We start from the raw sequence: 18651 nt of genomic DNA on the forward strand, positions 1-18651 counted from the left end.
AAGCGCAAGATTTGCGTGGCAAGACGGCGATTAAAGCCGATTTATCATTAGGCAGGCTGTGTCTGTTATACCAATGAATCAACCTATTACCGGATGATTGCGGTGAGTTCCATGTACTGGTAAGCAGTTGGATCGACGCTCAGGCGTTTACTGGTGCATCAGCGGTGTTAGTGGTCAATGGGCTGGAATCGCTACAACCACAATTTACCGCTGCTATTCAATGTATTGAGACTGAAAATAAAAAACTGTTTGGTAATGACCTGTTGCCAGAGCATCCATTGCAAAAATGGTGTGTTGAGCGGGATATTCCGTTATCGCTGCATGAACAAACTGATAGTGATATCACATTGCGGCTGAGTATTCCGTTGGCAATGTTGTCACCAGCAGCTGAAGGTCGGGATCTTAATACGGTTTTGCATCAGTTTTGCCACAGATATAACAAACGGTAGTCGCAGAAAAACTGAATGAAAGCGTGCCAACGGCATTTTGGCTGGCACTGTGGCAAAGTTCGTGCTGAACCGGCCTTCGGTATTATTGAATGGTCTTAAATTTCAAATATCCAGTTACCAGCGTACCCGCCCAAAGGATGATATTGCAGGTGAAGTGTCGGCCTTTGAATACGTTCATACTTGGTAACGGAATGGCAGAAAGCTTTGTCAAAACAATGAAGCTGACTACATCAGTATAATGCCAAAACCTAACGGGCTAACGGCGATATGGAACCTTGCTATGGCGTTCGAACACTACAATGAATGGCATCCGCACAGTGCACTGGGATACCGTTCGCCACGGGAATATCTGCGGCGTCGGCCCCATAATCGGTTAAGTGATAAAAGATGTAAGGAAATATAGGGGCAATCCAAGGGAGTAGGCCCACAGATGATCGACAAATGATCGACAAATTTGCGCACCGCCAACAACGTGGCAGCATGAAAGATAAAGAGTATCTCAACCCTTATAGACGCATCCTGCGGTACAGGTTTCTTTCACCCTCACCGCCGTCAGTTCCGGCAACTGGGGTTTGAGCTGTTGCCAGATCCAGGCGGCGAGCACTTCGCTGGTTGGGTTTTCCAATCCTGGGATATCATTAAGGTAATGGTGATCCAAACGTTTCCAAATTGGTGTGAACACGGCCTTAAGCTCGGCAAAATCCATCACCCAACCGGTATGATGGTTCACTTCACCGGTCACTTCTAAACGCACCATAAATGAATGCCCATGCAGGCGAGCACATTTGTGGCCCTCCGGCACATGCGACAGACGGTGTGCGGCTTCAAATTGAAAATCTTTAAACAGCGTGTTTGCCATTATTACGGCCTCATTGACTCAAAAAACTCAGCATAGTACCGGAAAGTGCATCTGCTTGCCATTTATACCGCTTTGCTCTAACCGGCTAACATTTTTTTATGTGGTACCAGGCGTTGTTGAATAAATCGAACATTTGGCTGGCACGAGGATCAGATCACTCTCCTTCTGTCAAAATAGCGACATTCCGTGGCCCAGCAAAAGTTCAACATCACCAACTGGAAGGCTTACAACAACGCCCTTATCACTCGGGGTTTACTCACTTTCTCGGTGGATGAAACGGCACTTCACGCCTGGTACTGCGAGGCAAAACCTTCTCTGCGTGGTCGCCGACAACATTATTCCGATATGGCAATTACCAGCGTATTGATGCTGAAACAGATTTTCGGCCTGACACTTCGCGCCCTCCAGGGCTTCGTCGACTCCATTGTCACACTGATCAAAGTGCCGTTGAATTGCCCGGACGACACCTGCATCAGTAAGCGGGCGAAGTCCGGCCATGTCCCGTTTAAAACCCCAACGCCGGGTGAAATTGCGCACCTCGTTATCGACTCTAGCGGGCTCAACGTGTTGGGTGAAGGGGAGTGGATGGCAAAAAAACATGGTCAGGAAAAACGGCGGATCTGGCGAAAACTGGATTTTGCCGTAGATACAGAAACACATGAGGTCATCTGTGCTGACCTTTCCTTGAGCAATGTCACCGATACCGAAGCCTTCCCAGGTCTCATCCGCCAGAGGTACCGTAAAATCAAAGTCGCCTCGGCGGATTGGGCTTAGGATACGCGAGTGTGTGATGATGAGTTAAGGGGCAAGAAGCTCAAGGCGTTAATACCGCCCAGCAGCGGAGCCCGTTATTGGTCGGCAGACTATGCAGAGCGAAATCAAGCGGTGGTGCACCAGCGCGTTACCGGAGACAACACACGGTGGAAAAGTATCACAGGCTACCACCGACGTTCGATAGCGGCAACAGCGAGGTATAGAGTAAAACAGCTATTTGGTGGTCACCTGTCGCTGCGAGATTATGATGGGCAAGTTGCAGAGGCGCTGGCCATGATCTGTGCATTAAACAAGATGACGCTCGCCGGTATGCCAGAAAGTGTACGCCTTGCCTGAAAGATGCCCATTCACGTGACTCTTTATTCCAAATCCGATTTATTTAACAAAGCCCCTGGGCAGTGCTCACCATCTTCAGGTACTCCCTGTACGCTTTGGGTATTGCACGCTGTCCGTATCCAAACTGGTTGCACTGGGATAGGCTCTAAGTGACTGGCATTACGCCGCAGCGGGCGTTAAATTTAGCCGCCAATCAGGCTGTCATCACTGACCTTTGACTTCTGACTTATTTCAGGCCGTTGAACGGCGCGCGGTCACCCAGCGTTTCTTCTATACGAATCAACTGATTATATTTGGCAACGCGATCAGAACGACTCATTGAGCCGGTTTTGATCTGGCCCGCCGCAGTACCTACCGCCAGGTCGGCGATGGTGGCATCTTCTGTCTCACCGGAACGGTGAGAGATCACCGTAGTATAGCCAGCCTCTTTTGCCATCTTGTTAGCGGCCAAAGTTTCGGTCAGAGAACCGATTTGGTTGAATTTGATCAGAATGGAGTTAGCGATACCTTTTTTGATACCTTCTTTAAGGATCTTGGTGTTGGTCACAAACAGGTCGTCACCTACTAACTGGATTTTGTCGCCTAGCACTTTGGTCTGATAGGCAAAACCATCCCAATCAGATTCATCCAGGCCATCTTCGATCGACACGATGGGGTACTGTTTAGTCAAGTCTTCTAGGAAGTGGGTGAACTCTTCAGAAGTGAAAGCTTTGTTGCCTTCACCAGCCAGCATGTATTTACCGTCTTTGTAAAACTCGGAAGCCGCACAGTCCATCGCCAAGGTCACATCTTTGCCTAGCTCATAACCCGCCGCTTTTACCGCTTCAGCGATAACTGCCAGTGCTTCAGCGTTAGAACCGAGATTTGGCGCGTAGCCGCCTTCATCGCCCACTGAGGTGTTCATGCCTTTGGCTTTCAGTACTTTCGCTAGGTGATGGAACACTTCAGATCCGATGCGCACCGCTTCTTTAAGGGTTTTCGCGCCAATTGGCTGGATCATGAATTCCTGAATATCGACGTTATTGTCCGCATGCTTGCCGCCGTTGATGATGTTCATCATCGGCAGTGGCATGGAAAATTTGCCTGGGGTGCCGTTTAGCTCGGCGATATGTTCGTACAGCGCCATGCCTTTTGAGGCAGCGGCAGCCTTCGCCACAGCCAGGGAAACCGCCAGAATGGCGTTAGTGCCAAATTGGGATTTGTTCTCGGTGCCGTCCAGCTCGATCATGATCCTGTCAATGTTCGCCTGATCTTTCGCATCTTTACCCCGTACAGCCTGAGCGATCGGGCCGTTTACTGCGGCAACGGCTTTCAAGACACCTTTACCCAAGAAACGAGCTTTGTCACCGTCACGCAGTTCCAAGGCTTCACGGGAACCGGTAGAAGCCCCTGAGGGTGACGCAGCCAGACCGACGAAGCCGCCTTCAAGATGCACTTCGGCTTCAACAGTCGGGTTACCACGGGAGTCGATGATTTCACGACCGATGATTTTAACAACTTTTGACATTAGGGTTTCCTCAGTACAAGTTAAACTAAAACTCAATATAAGCAGCAAGCGCTTTTCACCGTGCAGCTGCCTACAGATAGGTTATTTCATCTGGCGCTTCTGATGCTCACCAGCGGCTTTCACAAAGCCCACGAAGAGCGGATGCCCTTCACGCGGTGTTGAAGTAAATTCCGGGTGGAACTGGCAGGCCACAAACCACGGGTGATTCGGCAGTTCAATGATCTCAACCAGTTTGTTGTCGGCAGAAAGACCGGCTACGCGTAGCCCTGCAGCTTCGATCTGCTTCAACAGCATGTTGTTAACTTCGTAGCGGTGACGATGGCGTTCAACAATGGTCGGTTCACCGTACAATTGGCGCACCAGACTGTTTTCGTCCAGGTGGCATTGCTGGCTACCGACACGCATCGTTCCCCCCAAATCGCTTTCTTCGGTGCGCACTTCTATGTTACCGTCTTCATCACGCCATTCGGTGATCAACGCAACCACCGGGTATTTACAATCTGGGGCAAACTCGGTTGAGCTAGCGTTCTCCATACCCGTCACATTACGGGCGAACTCCATCAAAGCTACCTGCATCCCCAGACAAATGCCCAGGTAAGGGATCGCGTTCTCACGCGCATAGCGCGCGGCCATGATCATGCCTTCCACGCCGCGATAACCGAAACCGCCAGGGAGCAGGATCGCATCCAGCCCTTTTAGCACTTCTATGCCACGGGTTTCCACATCCTGCGAGTCGATCAGCTTGATGTTCACGGTCAGACGTTTTTTCAACCCGCCATGCTTTAATGCTTCAATCACCGACTTATAGGCATCTGGCAGTTCGACATATTTTCCTACCATGCCAATGGTCACTTCGCCGCCCGGATTGGCTTCTTCGTAGATCACCTGTTCCCATTCTGCCAGGTTTGCTTCCGGCATATTCAGGCTGAATCGTTTGCAGATATAATCATCTAACCCTTGAGATTTCAATAGACCTGGAATTTTATAGATGGAATCAACATCTTTAAGGGAAATAACCGCCTTCTCCGGCACGTTGCAGAAAAGTGCGATTTTCGCGCGTTCGTTAGCAGGAACTATGCGATCAGAACGGCAAATTAGCACATCTGGCTGGATACCAATTGAAAGCAGCTCTTTTACGGAATGCTGGGTGGGTTTGGTTTTCACTTCACCTGCCGCTGCCATATAAGGAACCAGCGTCAGATGCATGTAAAGGGTGTGCTCACGGCCGACTTCCACCGCCATCTGGCGGATGGCTTCGAGAAACGGCAGTGATTCGATATCGCCAACAGTACCGCCGACTTCCACCAACACAATATCATGGCCTTCGCCGCCTTCCAGAATGCGCTCTTTGATCGCGTTGGTTATATGAGGGATAACTTGCACGGTGGCACCCAGGTAATCGCCACGGCGTTCTTTACGCAGAACGTCGGAGTAGATACGGCCAGTGGTGAAGTTGTTGCGGCTCGACATTTTAGTGCGGATGAAGCGCTCGTAGTGACCCAAATCCAGATCGGTTTCTGCACCATCTTCAGTGACAAAAACTTCACCGTGCTGAATCGGACTCATAGTACCCGGATCTACGTTGATATACGGGTCCAGTTTCATGATGGTAACGTTGAGGCAACGGGCTTCAAGAATAGCCGCCAGGGAGGCTGCGGCAATGCCTTTACCCAGAGAGGACATAACCCCGCCGGTCACAAAAATATAATTAGTTGTCATGCTGAACCTGAGAGTTTAGGTTTAAAGACGATGCAAGAACGAACCAGGACGGGAAAACAGTATACCCGAACCTCATTCGGCCTACAAACGATCGTTTTACTGCCCATCATCTCTGCCCCCTCCGGTCTTCATCGGGATTTTTATTCTTAAAAACCACTATAACTATTCATAAAACAGCCAGTTAACAGAAAAAATCTTATTTTACAGTCTAGCTGTCACGATAAAACACCTTCTGTTTTAGTTTGTTGGATTTCCTGCTGCCAAGCCTGGTTTAAACGTGATAGGTTTGAAGTTTAGTGCCTATCCCAGTGGGTGTACCTTGTTGCAAACAGTTTGGACCAGTACAGCGCAACAACAGCAGCTTACAGGGAGTCCGTAAGGAGGGTGAGCACGGCCCAGGGCCAAAATGACAAATAAAATAGCCTTACGGGATAGGTTCTTAACCATTTCAACTTGAATGGGCCTTGTCACCTATCAACATCGGGTACCGCGCCTGTGGATCAGTTTTCTTGGCGTTTAACCTGTTGCCAAAACGCTTACATTTGCTCTTGCGTAGCATCTTCCAGGCGTAGCCCTTGCTGTCTGGTGATCTCTTCCACCTGGCGGAAACGCCGTTCGAACTTGCGATTCGCCACCTGTAAGGCGTTTTCAGCCTTATGGCCGAGGTGGCGCGCTAAGTTGACCGTGGCGAAGAGTAGATCGCCACTCTCTTCCTCCAGTTTTTGCTCATAAACTACCGCCTGGCGAGCTTCATGCATCACCTCATCGATCTCTTCATACACATTGTCCAGCACAGGAGCTAAGGTGTTCCAGTCAAAGCCGACACCAGCGCAGCGCTTTTGGATTTTGTGCGCTTTCATCAGCGCTGGCAGCGCCTGTGGGATATCGTCCAAAGCCGAATACCGTGCCTTCTTGGCACGGTATTCGGCTTTCAGTTGCTCCCAACGCGCCGCCACGTGCTCGCTGTCGGCACCAAAAATGTGCGGATGACGGCGCTCCAGTTTATCGCTGATTGCGTTGCACACTTCATCAAAATTGAACAACCCTTGTTCCTGCTCTATCTGGGCGTAAAACTCGTCACGCAGGTCGGCGTAGTCCTGACGCTCAATGGCGTCCAGTACTTCGTAGGTCTCTTCCAGTGTATAGGGTGCAAGGGTAGCGAAGGTCTGCTGGCTATCCCATGAGCAACCCGCCTGCGGGTGGCGCAGCGTTGTCATGATCTTCAGCAGGCGTTGCAGCAGGGGAGATAGCGGGGGAGATAAAGTCATAGGAAAATCTCTGAGAATAAAAAAAGGATGGGCACTCATTTCTGTACCCGCACAGTTTATTGCCAATCACATCCAGGCGCCGGTAGCCAAAACGATACGATTCGAAAGGCACAGGTGACTTAGTCGCCATGCAAACGTTTAGCGTCGATCACGTCCGGTAGTTGATTAAGCTTCGCCAACACCCGGCTCAGTACCAACTGGTTGTAGATTTCGATATCCATATCAATAGTAGCCAGTTGCTTTTTGGTGTCGCTGCGGCTAGCGACACCCAACACATTGACCTTCTCGTTGGCTAAAATGGTGGTGATGTCACGCAACAACCCACTGCGATCATTCGCCATCACGCGCACGACCAACGCATACCCGCTGGAATAGCTTTCCCCCCATACAGCATCGACGATACGCTCCGGTTCATGTGACTGTAGTTCAATCAACTGGTCACAATCGGCACGGTGAATTGAGATGCCACGCCCCTGGGTGATAAAGCCGACGATAGGGTCGCCGGGGATCGGCTGGCAGCAGCGAGCAATGTAATGCATGAGGTTACCCACCCCTTCCACCACCACACGGCCGTTGTCTTTACAGCGAGTTTGCGGCGGCGCTTTATGTTGCACCAGGTGACGCAGCGCTTCGCGATCTTGTTCTTTGGCGCTCAGCTTATTGAACTTGCTTTGCAGGAAGTTCGCCATCTGATTAAGGCGAATGTCGCCGCCACCGATCGCCGCCAATACCTCATCCAACGAGTGCATGTTATAGCGCGGGATCAGCAATTTTTCAGCCTCTTTCAGGTTGATGCCCAGGTGCGCTAACTCGTTATCCAACATTTGGCGCCCGGCGAGAATATTCTTGTCACGATCTTGTTTGCGAAACCAGTGGTGGATCTTCGAACGCCCACGGCTGGTGGTCACGTAGCCCAGGTTAGGGTTCAACCAATCGCGGCTCGGGTTGGGCCGTTTTTGGGTGATGATCTCAATTTGATCACCCATCCGTAACTGATAAGTAAAAGGCACGATGCGGCCACCAACCTTGGCACCAATGCAACTGTGCCCCACATCACTGTGGATATGGTAGGCGAAGTCGAGCGGCGTCGACCACGCCGGCAGATCCACGACATCACCTTTCGGGGTAAAGACATACACTCGGTCATCAAACACTTGGCTACGCACTTCATCGAGCATCTCGCCGGAGTCCGCCATCTCTTCCTGCCAGGTGATCAATTTACGCAACCAGGTGATGCGCTCCTCGTAACCGGAACGCATCGTCGCCCCGGCGCCCTCTTTATATTTCCAGTGCGCGGCCACGCCTAGCTCGGCGTTTTCGTGCATCTGGCGGGTACGGATCTGGATTTCCAGCATTTTACCACGCGGGCCAAGCACCACCGTATGGATCGACTGATAGCCATTGGGCTTCGGGTTGGCAACGTAATCGTCAAATTCGTTCGGTAGATGACTGAAGTGGGTATGCACAATCCCTAACGCGGCATAACAGTCCTGCAAACGCTCGACCACCACACGCACCGCCCGAACATCAAACAGTTCGTTAAAGGAAAGATGTTTTTTCTGCATCTTACGCCAGATGCTGTAGATGTGTTTCGGGCGTCCATAGATCTCAGCTTTGATGTTCTCATCAGCCATGGCACCGTGTAACGACGCAACGAAATCGTTGATAAATTGTTCACGATCAATGCGGCGCTCATGCAACAGATTGGCGATACGCTTGTATTCGTCCGGGTGCAGATAGCGGAAGCACAAATCCTCCAATTCCCATTTGATTTGCCCGATGCCCAGGCGGTTGGCCAGCGGTGCATAGATATTGGAACACTCCTTGGCGGCCAACACGCGCTCATCTTCGGGCGCGTCCTTTACCTCACGCAGGTGGACGATGCACTCCGCCAGCTTGATCACCACACAGCGAAAATCCTCCACCATCGCCAACAACATACGACGCATATTGTCGACCTGCTCGTAGGCCATCGAACCATTTTGGGTGGCTTTCAGTTGACGGATAGCATCCATATCGCGCACACCATGTACCAGATAGGTAATCTCCTTGCCGAACGTTTCGGTCAGGGTCTCTTCCTGCACGATGCCGACATCCGCCAATGGGAACAGCATCGCGGCGCGCATACTGTCATTATCCATGCTCAGGGTGGAGAGAATTTCTACCATTTCAAGCCCACGCCACAACAACAGCGGCGCATTAGGGTAGTTTTGGGTCTGCTGTTCACAATAACGCCAGGTTGTGGCTAATCGCTCACATGATTTTGGGCCAGTTAGCCCCAAACTGGCGATCCACTCATCAAAAGCGAATTCAACCGCCGTATTCAGATGTGCACTCCTTACCGCAACCATAACCAACCCCTCTCTACTTTGCAGCGCCATTGACCAAGATGCCCCTTATGCGGAAACATTTATACCCTAAATAATTCTAGTTGCTGGAAGGCGGAAACGTAGCGACAAATTGGTCGAGAACCAATTTGAAGCACTCTTGCGCTGGGCCGCTGGCTTAACTTCAGGGATGAGGTTGATTAATCCCCAGGCGCTTAACCAGTCAGTAACAGGGGTAAGCAAAGAAAGCTAACGACAAGCAACGTGAAGTATCACGGGTATACAGCACCCTCATGCATGCCAGACACTAACCGGTAACCAGTCGCTAGCCTTCGTGGTGTGGGATACATCACACCCAGTGATCATAATCTGTGACATCCTTCCAAGCGTCCTGGCCCGGGTAGGTTCCAGCAACGCCTGATCGACTCTATACGCCATCCATCTTGTCGCTCAACGTCTGCCTCCCAGTTTTCATTGAAAACGAGATATTTTCTTCTTAAGGATATTCTTATGCACATTATATTGCCCATTCACTACCAGCGTGGCAACACCTTACATGCGCGTTACCAGTACGCTTCTGCCCACTACGGGCTATGGGGGCTTATTTGGGGCCAACTAGATTTCTACCCGTTTGCACCCTGCCTTGGCGTTGTTGAATAAATCGAACATTTGGCCGGCACGCGGATCCGATCACTCTCCTTCTGTCAAAATAGCGACATTCCGTGCCCAGCAAAAGTTCAACATCGCCAACTGGAAGGCTTACAACAACGCCCTTACCACTCGGGGTTTACTCACTTGCTGGGGGGATGAAACGGCACTTCACGCCTGGTACTGCGAGGCAAAACCTTCTCTGCGTGTTCGCCCACCACATTATTCCGATATGGCAATCACCAGCGTATTGATGCTGAAACGGATTTTCGGCCTGACACTTCGCACCCTCCAGGGCTTCATCGACTCCAGTGTCACACTGATCAAAGTGCCGTTGAATTGCCCGGACGACACCTGCATCAGTAAGCGGGCGAAGTCCGGCCATGTCCCGTTTAAAACCCCAACGCCGGGTGAAATTGCGCACCTCGTTATCGACTCTAGCGGGCTCAACGTGTTGGGTGAAGGCGAGTGGATGGTAAAAAAACACGGTCAGGAAAAACGGCGGATCTGGCGAAAACTGCATTTGGCCGTAGATACAGAAACACATGAGGTCATCTGTGCTGACCTTTCCTTGAGCAATGTCACCGATACCGCAGCCTTCCCAGGTCTCATCCGCCAGAGGTACCGTAAAATCAAAGTCGCCTCGGCGGATCGGGCTTAGGATACGCGAGTGTGTGATGATGAGTTAAGGGGCAAGAAGCTCAAGGCGTTAATACCGCCCAGCAGCGGAGCCCGTTATTGGTCGGCAGACTATGCAGAGCGAAATCAAGCGGTGGTGCACCAGCGCGTTACCGGAGACAACACACGGTGGAAAAGTATCACAGGCTACCACCGACGTTCGATAGCGGCAACAGCGAGGTACAGAGTAAAACAGCTATTTGGTGGTCACCTGTCGCTGCGAGATTATGATGGGCAAGTTGCAGAGGCGCTGGCCATAATCTGTGCATTAAACAAGATGCCGCTCGCCGGTATGCCAGAAAGTGTACGCCTTGCCTGAAAGATGCCCATTCACGGGACTCTTTATTCCAAATCCGATTTATTCAACAAAGCCACTGTTAGGGCAAGAAGCCCGTCGGCGTAAAACGCCTCAGGAAAAGATCGCCATTATTCAGCAGTCGATAGAGCCGGGAATGTCGGTATCCCATGTGGCCCGCCTGTATGGCATTCAGCCCAGTCTGCTGTTCAAGTGGAAAAAGCAGTACCAGGAAGGCAGTCTCGCGGCATTAGCTGCCGGTGAAATTGAAACCGGGTATTTATATCCGAGGATTACTTACCGATTAGGTCGTGCCCCACGCGGGCACGTGGATTGAAACCAATCAGCGATACCAATACACCAATGGCTCCATGCATGGCCGTACATGGTTTGAAACCCAAACACGGGCGGTTAGGGGGTATTACGGGGATGCCAGTTACCTTAATTAACTGGCTGGCATTGGATTTTGAATGTCAGAGCGCGTTAGTCCAGTTTAGGGTGCTGATCGACTAACGTCTGTTTTTTATTTTCTAAATCGGCAATTTGCGCATTGATGTCCTCGACCTTTTGTTCGATGTTGTCATAGGTTTCCTGGAGCAGTTCTTTGGCTTCCGTGCGATCAGAGGCGGCTGGGGGGGCACCGCGTAGCGGTTTGTTGGCAGTTTCTTTCATAAATAGACCGGTAATCAGGCCGATCACTGCCACTACCATCAAATAGTAGGCCGGCATGTAGAGGTTGCCAGTGGATTCTACTAGCCAGGCTACCGCCGTTGGGGTAGCGCCAGCAACCAAGATTGAAATGTTGAAGGAAATTGCCAGCGCGCTGTAGCGAATATTCGTTGGGAACATTGCTGGCAATATGGATGCCATCACGCCTGTAAAGCAGTTCAGCAGCACCGCCAGCACCAATAAACCGACAAAAATTAAGCCAATCACGCTGCTGTTAATCAAAATAAAGCACGGAATAGACAACGCTACCACACCAATGCTGCCCCCGATAATAAATGGCTTACGGCCAATGCGATCGCTGGTCAGGCCGATCACTGGTTGCACGAACAGCATGCCAATCATGATGGCAATGATGATCAATATTCCATGATCTTCCGAGTAGTTCAGATTATGCGAAAGATAGCTTGGCATATAGGTCAGCAACATGTAATAGGTCACATTGGTGGAAATCACGATACCTACGCACACCAGCAGACTTTTCCAATGTTTGGCTGCAATTTCTGTGAACGAGATCCTCGGCGGATTTTCGATAGCGTTGCGATCATCTTTCTCCATCTTGTCAACATGTTGCTGGAAAGCAGGGGTTTCTTCCAGTGCATGGCGCAAGTAGAGACCAATAATGCCCAGCGGTGCCGCTATGAAAAACGGAATACGCCAGCCCCAGTCGAGGAAGTGGGCTTCGCCAACGATGCTAGAAATCAGCACCACGACGCCGGCACCCAGCACGAAACCGGCGATAGAGCCGAAATCAAGCCAACTACCCATAAATCCACGTTTGCGATCGGGTGAATATTCTGCCACGAAGATCGCCGCCCCGGAGTATTCTCCGCCGACGGAGAAACCCTGAGCAAGCTTGGCCAGCAACAGCAGGATTGGTGCCCAGATGCCGATAGCGGCATAAGACGGGATCAGTCCGATGCAGAAGGTGCTCACAGCCATAATGATAATGGTGGTGGACAGCACTTTCTGACGGCCAAATTTATCGCCCATGGCACCAAAGAAGATACCGCCGAGTGGACGGACTAAGAAAGGCACCGAGAAGGTCGCCAGCGCAGCAATGATCTGTATGCCAGGAGATGCGCCGGGAAAGAAGACTTGTCCAAGAGCATAGGCTACGAAGCCGTATACGCCGAAGTCGAACCACTCCATCGCATTGCCCAATGCGGCGGCGGTAATCGCCTTCTTCAGCTTACTGTCGTCGATGATAGTTATGTCATTAATGTGCATCGGCTTATGACGTTTTTTTCTTAACTTCATATTATCTTCCCTTAATGAAACATTAGTTGTTCGTGAATTCGCAATCCCCATCCATTTGTTTATGTTGAACCATTAGTTTGGCTAAACATATTGCTGTTCCAGGTGGCCAGCCTCCACTATCTTCATGAAATATGAACCGTAAATGCAAGCCAGCTTTAAGCGATATCACGCTATTTAGGGGACTAATTTTTTTACATTTATAGCTTAACGTTATATCTTGCGGCGATCAAATTTGGCCTTTTTTCTTATAAATTTGCATGGAAATAGATTGACGGTAAGATGCCCATTCAGGGGACTCTTTATTCCAAATCTGATTTATTCAACAAAGCCAAAAACTGTACACAATAGCCCATGGACAAAGGTAAACAAGAAAATACTGTCGATTACAATTATGGACAGAACAGGCAGTAAAAATACATAAAAACCCCTTTAAAATGGCATGTTAGATCACAAACTCAGGCAATAATAGACAGTGATAGATAACCGTAGACAGAATACTTTTTACATCCACGATTACGAAACCTTCGGCAAAAGCCCATCAATGGATCGCCCGGCGCAATTTGCTGGCGTGCGTACCGATATGGATTTTAATATCATCGAAGAGCCACTGGTGATTTACTGCGCTCCAGCCGATGACTACCTGCCAGAGCCTGAAGCGGTAATGATCACTGGCATCACGCCACAGCAGGCGCGTTCCAAAGGTGTCAATGAGGCCGATTTCGCCCGGCAAATCCATCAGGCTTTCAGCATGCCGGGTACTTGCATTCTGGGATACAACAATATCCGTTTCGATGACGAAGTCAGCCGCAATATTTTCTACCGCAGTTTCTACGATCCTTATGCCTACAGTTGGCAAAACGGCAATTCTCGCTGGGATTTGCTGGATGTGATGCGCGCTTGCTATGCACTACGCCCAGATGGCATCGTTTGGCCAGAAAACGAAGACGGATTCCCCAGCTTCCGCCTGGAACATCTCACCCGCGCCAATGGTATCGAACACACTCAGGCTCACGATGCCATGTCGGACGTTTACGCCACCATCGCCATGGCTAAGCAGGTGAAGCAAGCACAGCCACGCCTGTTAGATTTTTTGCTGCAATACCGTAACAAACAAAAACTGAATACCCTGATCGATATCGCTGAAATGACGCCCTTGGTGCACGTTTCCGGCATGTTCGGCGCAGCGCGTGGCAATACCAGTTGGGTGGCGCCGCTGGCCTGGCACCCAGTCAACAAGAACGCGGTGATCATGTGCGATCTGGCTGGTGACCTGACGTCACTGCTAACGCTAAACGCCGATCAGTTGCGCGAACGGCTGTATACTCGCCGCGATGCGATGACGGTTGACCAGACGCCGATACCGCTCAAGCTGGTGCACATTAACAAGTGCCCTGTGCTGGCACTGGCCAAAACGCTGCTGCCGGAGAACGCAGAACGATTGGGCATTGATCGCCGAACCTGCCGACAAAACCTGCAACTGCTGCGCCAACATCCGCAAGTGCGGGAAAAAGTGGTAGCGCTGTTTGCTGAAGCCGAACCTTACAAGGGCTCCGACGATGTTGATGCTCGGCTTTACGATGGCTTTTTCAGTGATGCCGACAAAGCGGCGATGAAGATAATCCAACAGACTAAGCCGCAGGATCTGTCAGCGCTGGATCTGGCCTTCAGCGATGGCCGTATGAAAGAGCTGCTGTTCAACTTCCGTGCACGCAACTACCCCAATACGCTGGACAACGCCGAACAACAAAGCTGGCTACAATACCGTCAAGAAGTGCTGAGCGCGGGACGAGTGCAAAAATACCTACTGCAACTGGAAGCACTGTATAACCAGTACGAGGGTGATAAAGAGAAAATCGCGCTGCTACATGCACTGTTTGACTATGGCCGAGAGTTGGCAGGTTAACCAGCGTAAACGCGGCTTTTATTGTTGTAAGGGGTTCAATGTTGCACTGAACCCTTCAGCTTTCGTTATGCAATCTCTTCGTTTGCCTGCGGTACTGACAGGCAGAAGCCGCGAGTCACAATGGCCAAGTAGATCAGCCCTACCGCAGCCCACACCAACCCCAGCATCATTGAGCTAGCTTCCAGATTAATCCAGAGTGTTCCCACGGTCAGCGCTCCCATCACCGGTAGGATCAGGTAGTTGAAGGTATCCTTCAGCGTGCAATTCAGCTTGTCACGGATGTAGAACTGCACAATCACCGACAGGTTGACGAAGGTAAAAGCTACCAGTGAACCGAAGTTAATCAGTGCGGTGGCGGTGACCAGATCAAAGGATACCGCCGACAGTGCGATGACACCAACCAACAACACGTTAAACGCCGGGGTACGCCATTTCGGATGCACATAGCCAAAGAAGCGGGTTGGGAACACGCCGTCACGGCCCATAACGTACATCAGACGCGATACGACAGCGTGTGCCGCCATGCCGGAAGCCAATACGGTTATACTGGAGATCACCAGGATCACCGATTGGAAGAATTTGCCCCCCATATACAGCATGATTTCAGGCTGCGAGGCATCAGGATCTTTAAAGCGCGAAATATCCGGGAAGTACAACTGCACAAAGTAAGACACCACGATGAAAATCAAACCACCAATTAACGCTGTCAGGAAGATAGCTCTCGGGATCACTCTCTCCGCGTCTTTGGTTTCTTCCGACAACGAACTGATGCCGTCAAAACCTAGGAACGAAAAGCACAGAATGGTTGCACCGGTGATCATCTGCACCACATGAGCATTTTCCGACCAAAACGGACGGCTACTGAGTAAAGTACCAGCACCTTCGCCTTGATAAACGCCGTTAATCACCAGACCTAGGAATACAATCATGATCGCCACCTGTACCACCACAATGATGGTGTTCAGGTTAGCCACCAGCTTAATGCCACGCAGGTTGAAAAAGGTCATCAGGCCGACCAATGCAGCCACGAAGATCCACGATGGTGCACCTGGAAAAATGGCTTCCAGATAAATTTTAGCCAGCAGAATGTTGATCATCGGCATGAACAAGTAGTCCAGCAACGATGACCACCCCACCATAAAGCCGACATGCGGGCTGATGGTTTTCTGTGCGTAGGTATAGGCGGAACCGGCTGAAGGGAATTTTCTCACCAGTTTTCCATAGCTCAAAGCAGTGAACAAAATTGCCAGCAACGCGAAAATATATGCGGTCGCAACGTGTCCATCTGTCAGGCCAGATACGATGCCGAAGGTGTCAAAGATGGTCATTGGTTGCAGATAAGCCAGGCCCATCATCACGACCGAAACTAAAGTCAGGGCTTTACGCATTTGAGTGCGTTGTGCTGGAGCGGCGTTAATTAGGTTATTGGACATTGCACAGCCCCCCTTTACCTTCTGCCTTACGGGGATTAGACACGCTAAGACTTAAGGTTGCAGGGAAACTTCGCAACGAGCGACTTAATTCAAAAAGAGAAGGGGTAAAAACCGGATAGCACGTCAAAGACGTCTTGACTGCGCCATAATCGCTGCGCCCACAGCGGAAACTGGCGGGCACCAATGCTAAAGTAAATAATTGCCCCATCGTTCTTATCCTCATGAGTCAAGACCATAAGAATGTTGTTTGGTCGCTCGCAAAACTATTTATCTATCCGGAACACTTGTCCGGCCTCGCTTGGTGTATGAAACGAACAGTTTGTAAAACGCCGTGCAAAAAAATAACCGACGCGTTAAAACGTCGGCTATCTGCATCCGGGGGCATTTTGCACCAAAATGCCCCCGGATGACAAGCACAAAATATTTTCTTCCTATACAAATTATTTGGGAGATGGGGCGTAAAATCCGCTAATGGATGAAGGTGGCCAGCGAAACCGTCAGGGTATGACAAACTGTAGGAAAACCACTTATGATCCACAGTGGAAACAGCCATAAACCTGCGCCACCTGCGTTCGACAGGTTTTGAGGCCCTAGGGCACGAGGTCTTATTGATAAGACTGCAATGAGAAGTCCACCTACTACGTTAACGTCTCAAACACTAGCACTACTACCTACCCCTGATATAGTGCGACTGTCTCGCGCCACGTTTCTATTTAACGTCCATTTTCGGAAAGGTCATTTCACGGTATTTCACGATACGGGTGCCGTGCGTCATCTTGTAGCCAAACCAGATAATCAGGAACAGGGAGATACCAATATAGGTTGCAGTCACACCATACCAGTCGATCTTGTCTTCCAGGAACGCCTGGTAATTTTGTCCCAGTGTGATGATCAGGCACAGCACAAAGGCAAAAATCGGGCCCAGCGGGAAAAAGCCGGAACAATAAGGCAGCTCGTTTAAATCACGCCCTTGCAGCATATAACCCCGACGGAACCGATAGTGGCTGATGGCGATGCCCAGCAAGGCGATAAAGCCAATCATGCCCGAAGTATTCAGCAGCCACAGATAAACCGACTGATTACCGAACATCGAGCTTAGAAAAAACAGACAAGCCACCACCGTGGTAGCGTAGAGCGCGTTACGTGGCACGCCACCCTGAGACAGTTTAGAGAAGATGCGGGGTGCCTTGCCTTACACCGCACAGGTAAACAGCATACGGGTTGAGGCGTACATGCCAGAATTCCCGGCGGACAGCACCGCAGTCAGGATCACTGCATTCATTACTGCTGCCGCCGACAGTAGACCAGCATGTTGGAATACCAGGGTAAACGGGCTGACACTGATATCTTTCATATCGTTGCGCAGCAGGCTTGGATCGGTATAAGGAATGATCAGGCTAATGATCAAAATGGCAAAGATGTAGAACAATAGGATACACCAGAACACCTGGCGCACCGCACGTGGGATATTTTTGCTTGGATTTTCCGATTCGCCAGCGGCGATACCGATCAACTCGGTACCCTGAAACGAGAAGCCGACGATCATCGCCATACCTATCATCGCCGAGAAGCTGCCAGCAAAGGGGGCCTCAACTAGCGTCCAGTTCTGCCAGCAGCTATGTTCGCCGCCTTTGAGAATGCCGAAGATCATTAGCATGCCGATACCAATAAAGATGATAACGGTGCTCAATTTGATCAGTGAGAACCAGTATTCTGCATCGCCGCAACCTTTGACCGATATGTAGTTCAGCAGGAACATTAGGCCGATGAACAGCGCACTCCAGATCCAACCTGGGGTAGCGAGGAACCAATACGTCATCACCAACTGCGATGCCACCAAATCAACAGCGATGGTGACTGCCCAGTTTTACCAGTAGTTCCAACCCAGCGCAAAACCAAAGCCCTCTTCAACATATTTGGCACCATAGGTGGCGAATGAACCGGACACCGGCATAAATGCCGCCAGTTCGCCAAGGCTGGTCATCAGGAAGTAAGCCTATCAAGGCATAGGACAGCAACGCCCCGCCTGAGAAACGGTAGCACCTGAGGCAACAAACAGGCCGGTGCCGATAGAACCACCAATGGCAATCATGGTTAAATGCCGGGCTTTTAGCTCGCGGCGTAATCTGGGAACTTGATGCCCCATTGTTTTTATATCCTGCTGGGCCATGCTTACCCTCTCTGCTCGTTAAAAATGAGGGCAGATTGTAACAAATACCCACTGATGAACTAGCAACATGGCAGTGATATAAGATAGCTTCATAACTCAGCAGTAATTATTAGCAGCCGCCCTACCAGGCTGTGTCCCGTGATTGAACGTGCCAGCCTCGCAGGCGCAAAAGCCCATAATCAAAGCCGAGGGGCCAGGTTTATACCCTGGCCCTATATCCAAAGCCCGACAACACGGGGTGAGGGCTTTTGGGGCACGCTCCGAAGGGCTATGCGTACCTACCAGACGAACCACTAATT

General features: G+C 50.6%; 10 protein-coding genes and 5 pseudogenes. 7 read left to right on the forward strand and 8 right to left on the reverse strand.

Features of this window, described 5'->3' with window-relative positions:
* Positions 1-164: 164 nt before the first annotated feature.
* Together AACL06_RS00590 and AACL06_RS00595 are read left to right on the forward strand one after the other, a co-directional pair.
* Entirely contained in the window at positions 165-449 is a 285-nt protein-coding gene (locus tag AACL06_RS00590; RefSeq protein WP_339037305.1) for a hypothetical protein, read from the forward strand.
* 185 nt (positions 450-634) lie between these two features.
* Positions 635-852 (forward strand): annotated as a pseudogene (locus AACL06_RS00595) (integrase core domain-containing protein); the annotation flags it as partial.
* Positions 853-948: 96 nt separating this feature from the next.
* On the opposite strand, the gene queD reads toward AACL06_RS00595, so the two are convergent.
* Positions 949-1308 (reverse strand): 6-carboxytetrahydropterin synthase QueD, encoded by a 360-nt coding sequence (gene queD, locus AACL06_RS00600; protein ID WP_339037307.1) that lies wholly within the window; start codon positions 1306-1308, stop codon positions 949-951.
* 113 nt (positions 1309-1421) lie between these two features.
* Between queD and AACL06_RS00605 the strand changes: the two genes are divergently transcribed.
* The gene (locus AACL06_RS00605; RefSeq protein WP_339037309.1) at positions 1422-1583 is read left to right on the forward strand and encodes a hypothetical protein; all 162 of its coding nucleotides are present in this window, start codon (positions 1422-1424) and stop codon (positions 1581-1583) included.
* Positions 1516-2418: pseudogene (locus AACL06_RS00610) on the forward strand (IS5 family transposase). The gene AACL06_RS00605 and the pseudogene AACL06_RS00610 overlap by 68 nt, the downstream one beginning before the upstream one ends.
* A gap of 226 nt (positions 2419-2644) precedes the next feature.
* Here AACL06_RS00610 and eno read toward each other — a convergent pair.
* The 4 genes from eno to relA form a co-directional block, all read right to left on the reverse strand.
* Positions 2645-3925, reverse strand: a complete 1281-nt coding sequence (gene eno, locus AACL06_RS00615; protein WP_339037311.1) for a phosphopyruvate hydratase — start codon at positions 3923-3925, stop codon at positions 2645-2647.
* 81 nt (positions 3926-4006) lie between these two features.
* Entirely contained in the window at positions 4007-5644 is a 1638-nt protein-coding gene (gene pyrG / locus AACL06_RS00620) for a glutamine hydrolyzing CTP synthase (RefSeq protein ID WP_339037313.1), read from the reverse strand.
* A 536-nt stretch (positions 5645-6180) separates the two neighbouring features.
* Positions 6181-6912, reverse strand: a complete 732-nt coding sequence (gene mazG / locus AACL06_RS00625) for a nucleoside triphosphate pyrophosphohydrolase (protein WP_339037315.1) — start codon at positions 6910-6912, stop codon at positions 6181-6183.
* A gap of 119 nt (positions 6913-7031) precedes the next feature.
* Positions 7032-9263 (reverse strand): GTP diphosphokinase, encoded by a 2232-nt coding sequence (relA, locus tag AACL06_RS00630; protein WP_339038433.1) that lies wholly within the window; start codon positions 9261-9263, stop codon positions 7032-7034.
* A 685-nt stretch (positions 9264-9948) separates the two neighbouring features.
* Between relA and AACL06_RS00635 the strand changes: the two are divergent.
* Positions 9949-10884 (forward strand): annotated as a pseudogene (locus AACL06_RS00635) (IS5 family transposase).
* 55 nt (positions 10885-10939) lie between these two features.
* Positions 10940-11125: pseudogene (locus tag AACL06_RS00640) on the forward strand (transposase); the annotation flags it as partial.
* 218 nt (positions 11126-11343) lie between these two features.
* Here AACL06_RS00640 and proP read toward each other — a convergent pair.
* A complete protein-coding gene (gene proP / locus AACL06_RS00645; protein WP_339037317.1) occupies positions 11344-12846 on the reverse strand; it encodes a glycine betaine/L-proline transporter ProP in 1503 nt (500 codons plus the stop codon).
* A 541-nt stretch (positions 12847-13387) separates the two neighbouring features.
* Here proP and sbcB point away from each other — a divergent pair.
* Positions 13388-14749, forward strand: a complete 1362-nt coding sequence (gene sbcB / locus AACL06_RS00650; protein WP_425336947.1) for an exodeoxyribonuclease I — start codon at positions 13388-13390, stop codon at positions 14747-14749.
* 65 nt (positions 14750-14814) lie between these two features.
* On the opposite strand, the gene AACL06_RS00655 is transcribed toward sbcB, so the two are convergent.
* Both AACL06_RS00655 and AACL06_RS00660 read right to left on the reverse strand, forming a co-directional pair.
* On the reverse strand, positions 14815-16182 hold the full coding sequence (locus AACL06_RS00655) for an APC family permease (protein ID WP_339037321.1): 1368 nt from the start codon (positions 16180-16182) through the stop codon (positions 14815-14817).
* A 709-nt stretch (positions 16183-16891) separates the two neighbouring features.
* Positions 16892-18352 (reverse strand): annotated as a pseudogene (locus AACL06_RS00660) (amino acid permease).
* Between the last annotated feature and the right edge of the window lie 299 nt (positions 18353-18651).

The organism is Serratia symbiotica (Periphyllus acericola), assembly GCF_964019515.1.
Classification (GTDB): domain Bacteria; phylum Pseudomonadota; class Gammaproteobacteria; order Enterobacterales; family Enterobacteriaceae; genus Serratia; species Serratia symbiotica_D.

Bases quoted from the DNA above. Each gene is read 5' to 3' on its own strand.
- mazG (WP_339037315.1), bottom strand. From the start codon at position 6,912: ATGACTTTATCTCCCCCGCTATCTCCCCTGCTGCAACGCCTGCTGAAG.
- queD (WP_339037307.1), bottom strand. From the start codon at position 1,308: ATGGCAAACACGCTGTTTAAAGATTTTCAATTTGAAGCCGCACACCGT.
- proP (WP_339037317.1), bottom strand. From the start codon at position 12,846: ATGAAGTTAAGAAAAAAACGTCATAAGCCGATGCACATTAATGACATA.
- eno (WP_339037311.1), bottom strand. From the start codon at position 3,925: ATGTCAAAAGTTGTTAAAATCATCGGTCGTGAAATCATCGACTCCCGT.
- pyrG (WP_339037313.1), bottom strand. From the start codon at position 5,644: ATGACAACTAATTATATTTTTGTGACCGGCGGGGTTATGTCCTCTCTG.
- sbcB (WP_425336947.1), top strand. From the start codon at position 13,388: ATGGATCGCCCGGCGCAATTTGCTGGCGTGCGTACCGATATGGATTTT.
- relA (WP_339038433.1), bottom strand. From the start codon at position 9,263: ATGGTTGCGGTAAGGAGTGCACATCTGAATACGGCGGTTGAATTCGCT.
- AACL06_RS00655 (WP_339037321.1), bottom strand. From the start codon at position 16,182: ATGTCCAATAACCTAATTAACGCCGCTCCAGCACAACGCACTCAAATG.